Genomic DNA, 6,754 nt, shown 5'->3' with positions numbered 1-6,754 from the left:
AGAACGGGGAGCAGGCTGAAAACGTCACAAATTGCGCCCGTTTAGACCAATATGGGGAGGGTGGGGGCGGTGCCCGCACGGCCTGGGGGCGGGCGCGCGGGTCGGCCGGCGGGGTAGTCGGTGTGCAGGGTCCCGGGGCTGGTCAGGCCCCGGGACCCTGGTGCACTCTCCATATGCGCCGGGCTCAACGAACCCCCACAGCCCCGGTCACCCAACATCCCCCACCCAGCCCATTCCGCACCCGGCGAGCTGCTTTTCGCCGGCATGCCCGGTCGCCGTGCCCTCTCCACCCCGTACGGAGCAGCCCCACGGCGCCGCGCCCACCGACGGGCGAACCAGGGCCCCCATCACGGGCCAGTGCTAAATCAGGCCTGTCCATTGTCAGGCGCGATCAATTCCTGTGCGGCGGACCGGGTCTCGCCACGCACGCCACGCGAAGGGTCGAGCTCACCAAACTCACCACCGGCACACTCGCCGCCCAGCACTGAGAACAGCGGAACCGATCGCGGAGGCACCATGAGACTGTTCGAGGATCCGCTCTTCCAGATGTTCTCCGAGCGCGCCCTGATGACGATGACGGGCGGGGGTGCGGAGTACGGCGAATGCCTTCTGACCTCGCGGCGGATCACCGAGGGGGACGTCGACAGCTGGCACCGGGAGTGGACGGCGACCGCCGCAATGGTCGAGGGGTGGGCCACAGAGAGCGCCGGGGCCGGGCACCAGGTCAGCGCCCGGGAGGCCTATCTGCGGGCCAGCACCTACCTCAGGATCTCGTACTACCCGCTGTACGGGGCCCCCGTCGACCCGCGGCTGACCGAAGCGGCAGCGCGCGAGCGTACGTGCTTCGCCCGCTTCGCCGAGCTCTGTGAACCACCACCGACTCCCGTCGAAGTGCCCTTCGAAGGCGGCTTCCTGGACGGTTATCTGTGCCCGGCCCAGGGCACCGCACCCGGGGACGGCCCGCGTCCGACCGTCATCGCGGTCAACGGCTACGACTCCAACGCGCACGAGATGTACTGGGCCCACGCCCTGCCCGCCACCCGCCGCGGCTACCACTGCCTCCTCGTCGACGGCCCGGGGCAGGGCCTCGCCCTGGTCGGGCAGGGTCTGGCACTCCGCCCGGACTGGGAGACCGTGCTGCGCCCGGTGGTCGACCACGCACTCACCCTGCCCGGGGTCGACCCCGAACGGCTCGTGGTGATCGGCTGGAGTCTGGGCGGCTATCTCGCTCCCCGCGGCGTGAGCGGCGAGCCCCGGGTGGCGGCGCTCGTGGCCGACCCCGGTCAGTGGGACCAACTCGGCAACTTCCGCGACTCCCTGCCCCTCCCGCCCGATCTCCAGGCTCGCCTCCCCGATGTGGACCCCGCCGAGCTGGACGAGCACCTCGCACCGCTGCTCGCCTCACCGGTCCTGCACTGGAAGCTGGTGCAGCGCGGCCTGTGGGTACACGGGCTGGGAAGCCTCGGCGAGTACGTCGTCGACACCGACCGCTACCGGCTCTCCGACGTCGTCGAGAAGATCACCTGCCCCACCCTCGTTGTCATCGGCGAGGGTGACCCCGTGGCCGCACACGCCGAGAGGCTCTACGAGGCGCTGCGGTGCCCCAAGACCCTGGTCCGCTTCACCGCCGCCGAAGGAGCCGAGGGCCACTGCGAGAGCTGGAACCGATCGCGCTACAACCAGCGTGTCTTCGACTGGCTCGACGACGTCCTCGCCCCGAAGACCCGTTAAGGCCACGGTCCTCACTACGGCCCGGCCCCGCTCGCCACGGCAGCCTTCCAGTCGGTGGCACGCAGCACTTCCGCGGTCTCGGCGTCCGCGGGGAAGAAGGACTCGATGGCGAGCTCGGCAACCGTGATGTCGAGCGGCGTGCCGAAGGTGGCCATCGTGCTGAAGAACGCGAGTTCGCGGCCCTCGTGGCGCAGCCTGAGTGGGACGGCGATCTCACCGGGGCCGGGCAGCTCGGCCTTCGGCTCGGGCTGGTCGCAAGGGTAGCCACTCAACTCGTCGTACAGCTTGATGAGTTCGGGGTCCGCCGTCATCGCGACCTGCTGGCGCAGCCGGCTCATCAGGTGGCCCCGCCACTCGCCGAGGTTGGCGGTGCGCCGGGCCATGCCCTCGGGGTGCAGGCTCACGCGCAGCAGGTTGACCGGCTCCTCCAGGAGCTTCGGGTGCACGCCGTGCCCGAACAGCCAGGCCGGGTCGTTGGCGTCCACCCGGTTCCAGTACCGGTCCAGAACGACGGCCGGGTACGGCTCGTGGGCGGCCAACACCTGGCGCACCATGTCGCGGATCGCGGACATGTGCGGAGCCTCCATACTCGTCTCCCGGTAGACGGGGGCGTAACCGGCGGCCAGGAGCAGCGGGTTGCGTTCGCGCAGCTCCAGGCCGAGGGCCTCGGCCAGGCGCAGGACGGCTTCCCGGCTGGGCACCGAGCGGCCGTTCTCGATGAAGCTGAGGTGCCGCGGGGAGATCTCGGCCAGCAAGGCCAATTCCATCTGGCTGAGCAGCCGGTGCTTGCGCCACTGCCGCAGCAGATCCCCGAGGGACTGCGCAAGCAGCGGGTCCGTTGTCGTCACGGTCCCGTTCAGACGTCGAGGCCGATGTGGACGAGTTCCTCCATGCCGGTGGGGGCCTTGTCGATGAACTGGTGGTCGTTGGCCATGAGGCCGTTCTCGTCGAGGATGACGACCTGGGTGCCGATCGCCTCGGGCTCGGCCGCTCCCGGGAACGTCATCTCCCAGGTGTAGCGCACCGCGTCCCTGCTGATGTCGACCTTGGTGACCTTGAACGTGGCGCCCTTGGTGGCGACGAAGAGGTCGTACGCCTGCGTCACCGCGTCCTCGACGCCCTTGCGGCCGTGGAACTCGACGAACGGGTTCTTGTAGATCGCGTCTTCTGCCCACATTTCCGCGATGACCTTGCGGCGCATGCCCGCGTCCGGCTCCGCCCAACTGGCGACGTACTTCTCGACGGCCGCTTCGATTTCACTCATGGTGCTCTCCTCGTGCATGGCGCTCTCCTCGTGCGAGAAAGGGGTTGGAGTGCCGGTGCGGCGATGTGTTCGCCCGGCCCGACCACTCAAGGCTGTCAGCACGCGCGCGGGCGGTCGATTACCTCTCGGGTAATAACGTCCCGCCGTGCCTCCGCGCCTGCGCCGCACCGCGCGGCGGAGCTGAACCGGGCAGTCCCGGGAGCAGGTTGATCCGGTGTCGGACGGCGTTGTCAGTGCCTCCACCTACAGTGAAAACGTCACTCGGGGAGCCTCAGAGGGGGAGCACAACCATGTCCGTAAACAAGATCCAGCACAAGGTGAATCACGTCGCGCTGGTAGTCGACTGTTCGGGGTCCATGCGCCCGCACCAGAGTCAACTCATCCGCGTGGTGGACGAGTTCGTGGCCGGGCTGAAGGCCGAGTCGGACAGCCTCGGCCACGAGACGAGGATCAGCCTCTACTCCTTCGACCACCAGGTGGAGAACCTGGTCTGGGACATGGACGTGAAGCATCTGCCGTCCATGCGGGGGCTCTACCAGGTCAACAATGGCGCCACCGCCCTCATCGAGGCTTCGCTGAAGTCTCTGGACGACCTGGGTCACATCTGGGAGCAGTACGGCGAGCACAGCTTCCTGCAGATCGTGGTGACGGACGGCGAGGAGAACGCGTCGGGCGGCGACAGGCGGCACGACGGCGACCCGGCGATCCTCGGCCCTTGGCTCGACAGGATCGCCGCGACGATGGGCGGGCTTCCGGGGCACTGGACTTCGGCGATCCTCGTTCCGAACTCCCTGGCCAAGCGGACCGCACAGAACTACGGCTTCCCGGCCGGAAACATCGCCATCTGGGACGCGGATTCCCAGAAGGGGGTCGAGGAGGCGATCGGCACCGTGCGCGCCGCCGCCACGAGCTTTCTCCGGGGCCGCGAGCAGGGGGTTCGCGGCACGAAGAACCTGTTCGCCGTCGGTCAGGACATATCGGTGGACGAGGTGCGCGCCAGCCTCGAACCGATTCCGGCCGACAAGTACCGGCTCCTGAAGGTCGACAAGGAGATCGAGATCCGCCCCTTCGTCGATTCCCATCCGGGAGTGACGTACGAACGCGGCGCGTGCTACTACCAGTTGGGCGCCCGGGCTCAGGTTCAGCAGAACAAGGAAGTCATCGTGGTCGAGAAGGACACCGACCGCGCCTACACGGGCGATGCGGCCCGCAGCCTTCTGTTCGGTACGGGGGTCCAGGGCACCGTCTCGGTGAAGGCGGGGAACAATCCCGCGCTTGAGGTGTACGTGCAGAGCCGTTCGGTGAACAGGAAACTCAAGCCAAAGACGCGGTTGCTCATCATGCTCTGAAACCGAACGGCGCGCCGCCCGGCACCCGTTCGCGAAACACCAGTCGCGGCTCTGTACAGGGCAGTTACCTCTAGGTAACTTTCCTGAGATCACTCCTGTCACTCATTTGACGATCCACGGGGGAGCCATGTTCAGACATACCGCGCGGGTGCTGGCGACCGCGGTTGCCACGGCGCTGGCCGCCACCGTCGTTCCGGCGGCGGCCGCCACTGCTGCCGCCGCCACGCCGTCGACGACCGCGAAGAGCGACCCGTTCTACACCTACGACAGCAGCACACCGTTGTCCTCGTACGCGCCGGGCACCGTGCTGAAGAAGCGGACGCTGCAGTACCACATCGTGGGATTACCCACTCCGGTCAAGGCGATCCAGCTGCTCTACCGCACCACCGACGCCCAGGGCCGCCCGGCCGCCAACGTGACCACCGTGGTGCGCAGTCTCAAGGGTGACGGCAGCAAGGCGGTGTCCTACCAGTCGTTCTACGACTCCCTCAACCCCCAGGACGGCCCCTCGCGCGCCATCGCCGGGAACGTCACCCTCGGCGGGGTCATCGCGAACGCCGAGAACCTCTTCCTGGTGCCCCTGCTGACGCAGGGCTACAACGTCGTCATCCCCGACACCGAAGGGCAGACCGCCGACTTCGCCGCCGGACCGGAATATGCGACCAACACGCTGGACTCGATCCGGGCGGCGACCGCCCCCGACGCCGGTTCCGGCATGAACGCCGACACCAGGGTCGGCCTGATGGGCTACTCCGGCGGCTCCATCGCGACCAACTGGGCGGCGGCGCTGGCACCGGCGTACGCGCCCGACGTCAACAAGAGGCTGGTGGGCTTCGCCGAGGGCGGCCTGCTCGTGGATCCGGCGCACAACCTCAGGTACGTGGACGGCTCCCTCGTGTGGTCCGGGGTCATCCCCATGGCGATCATCGGGGTGGCCAGGTCGTACGGCATCGACCTGAAGCAGTACATGAACAGCTACGGCCAGCAGGTGTACCAGGATCTCGAACACGGCTCGCTCCTCGACGCGCTCGGCCACTACCCCGGTCTGACCTGGAAGAAGCTGGCGAAGCCGCAGTACGCCGACCCCAACTCGGTGACCGCGTTCGTCGAGGCGGTCAACAAGATCAACCTGGGTTCGGCCGCCACTCCGACCGTTCCCGGATTCATCGCGCAGGGCAACGGAGGCGTCGTCGAGGGGACGTTCGGCAACCCGCCGGGCATCGGGACGGGCGACGGGGTCATGGTCGCCGGGGACGTCCGCGCGCTCGCCCGGCAGTACTGCGCCACCGGCAACGGCTCGATCGCCTTCCACCAGTACAACCTGCTCAGCCACGTCCCCGTGGCCGCGGCCTGGGCACCCGGCGCGATCGGCTGGCTCGGGGACCGGTTCGCGGGCAAGCCGGCTCCGTCCGACTGCGGGCACATCGCACCGGGCAACTCGCTGGCCCCGGAGCAGCCGACCTCGGTGTCGTGACCTCACAACGGCACCCCCACGAACACCCAGCCCCGCAGAGACCCTCAACTCCCCCTACTGGCCATATCAGTTGGGCCGAGAAAGGCTGACGCACACCGGGCAGTCCCGGCACAAGCTCGCGGAGCGCGCCATGCCGGGACTGCTCTCGGCCGTAACCACGACAAACGGTTGTTCCCCTCCCCGGAACGCGGATACAGATATGCGCGACCAGTCGGTACAAGGAGGGGAAAATCATGAAGAAAACGATGAGCAAGACCGCCGGTGTCGTCCTGGGGCTCGCGCTTGCGGGCACCCTGGGAGCCACCGGGGTGGCCGAGGCCCAGGCCCAGCCGTCGATCCAGGCTCCGGCCGCCGCCCCGGCCATCAGCACGGCGGTCGGGGCCGGTTCGGCCGTCGAGGCGCCGCCCGCCTCGGTGGTCGCGGACCTGAAGGCGGCGACCAGCAGAGCGCGCGCCTCGCTGTTACCGAACGCCCGGGTGGTCTGTTACGCCGCCCACGTCCAGGACATCGGCTGGCAGTCGGCGGTCTGCAACGGCAGCGTGGCAGGAACGACCGGCCAGAGCCGCCGCATGGAGGCACTGGCGATCTCTACCAGTGGCGTCGGCGGCGTCTGCGCCGACGCCCACCTGGCCGACATCGGCTGGCAGGGCTGGAGGTGCGGCGGGGACGGCACGGTCGTGACCGTCGGCACCACCGGCCAGTCGCGGCGGATGGAGGCGCTCGGCGTCCAGGTCGGCTCGGGCAGCGTAGGCGCGCAGGCACATGTCCAGGACTATGGCTGGCTGAGCGCGGTCAGCGGAAACCCGGTCTATGTGGGGACGACGGGCCAGTCACGGCGTATGGAAGCCGTACGCATCTGGGTCTGAGACCCGGCGTCTGACGTCTGATACAGGATGCTTGCAGAGGTGGTGCCGGACCGCGGCCTGCACCACCCCC

Annotated in this window: 6 protein-coding genes; 4 read left to right on the top strand and 2 right to left on the bottom strand. The window is 68.6% G+C overall.

Features of this window, described 5'->3' with window-relative positions:
* The first annotated feature begins 516 nt into the window (after positions 1-516).
* Positions 517-1,731, top strand: coding sequence for an alpha/beta hydrolase family protein (locus ABD346_RS12430; protein ID WP_344374423.1), 1,215 nt, complete (start codon positions 517-519; stop codon positions 1,729-1,731).
* A 14-nt stretch (positions 1,732-1,745) separates the two neighbouring features.
* Here the strand turns inward: ABD346_RS12430 and ABD346_RS12425 are convergent, their stop codons facing one another.
* Both ABD346_RS12425 and ABD346_RS12420 read right to left on the bottom strand, forming a co-directional pair.
* Positions 1,746-2,579 carry a helix-turn-helix domain-containing protein gene (locus ABD346_RS12425; RefSeq protein ID WP_344374422.1) on the bottom strand — a complete coding sequence of 278 codons (834 nt, stop codon included), beginning with the start codon at positions 2,577-2,579 and terminating at the stop codon, positions 1,746-1,748.
* 8 nt (positions 2,580-2,587) lie between these two features.
* On the bottom strand, positions 2,588-2,995 hold the full coding sequence (locus ABD346_RS12420; RefSeq protein WP_344374421.1) for a nuclear transport factor 2 family protein: 408 nt from the start codon (positions 2,993-2,995) through the stop codon (positions 2,588-2,590).
* A 290-nt stretch (positions 2,996-3,285) separates the two neighbouring features.
* On the opposite strand from ABD346_RS12420, the gene ABD346_RS12415 reads away from it, so the two are divergent.
* The 3 genes from ABD346_RS12415 (at position 3,286) to ABD346_RS12405 (ending at position 6,684) form a co-directional block, all read left to right on the top strand.
* Positions 3,286-4,344, top strand: coding sequence for a vWA domain-containing protein (locus ABD346_RS12415; RefSeq protein ID WP_344374420.1), 1,059 nt, complete (start codon positions 3,286-3,288; stop codon positions 4,342-4,344).
* 127 nt (positions 4,345-4,471) lie between these two features.
* The gene (locus ABD346_RS12410; protein ID WP_344374419.1) at positions 4,472-5,818 is read left to right on the top strand and encodes a lipase family protein; all 1,347 of its coding nucleotides are present in this window, start codon (positions 4,472-4,474) and stop codon (positions 5,816-5,818) included.
* Between the two features lie 233 nt (positions 5,819-6,051).
* Positions 6,052-6,684 (top strand): polysaccharide deacetylase, encoded by a 633-nt coding sequence (locus tag ABD346_RS12405; protein WP_344374418.1) that lies wholly within the window; start codon positions 6,052-6,054, stop codon positions 6,682-6,684.
* Positions 6,685-6,754: the final 70 nt, after the last annotated feature.

It is taken from the genome of Streptomyces mauvecolor, from assembly GCF_039532965.1.
GTDB classification, from domain to species: domain Bacteria; phylum Actinomycetota; class Actinomycetes; order Streptomycetales; family Streptomycetaceae; genus Streptomyces; species Streptomyces violascens.
The sequence above is the reverse complement of the archived record's forward strand: the minus strand, read 5'-3'. Positions and strand labels throughout refer to the sequence as shown.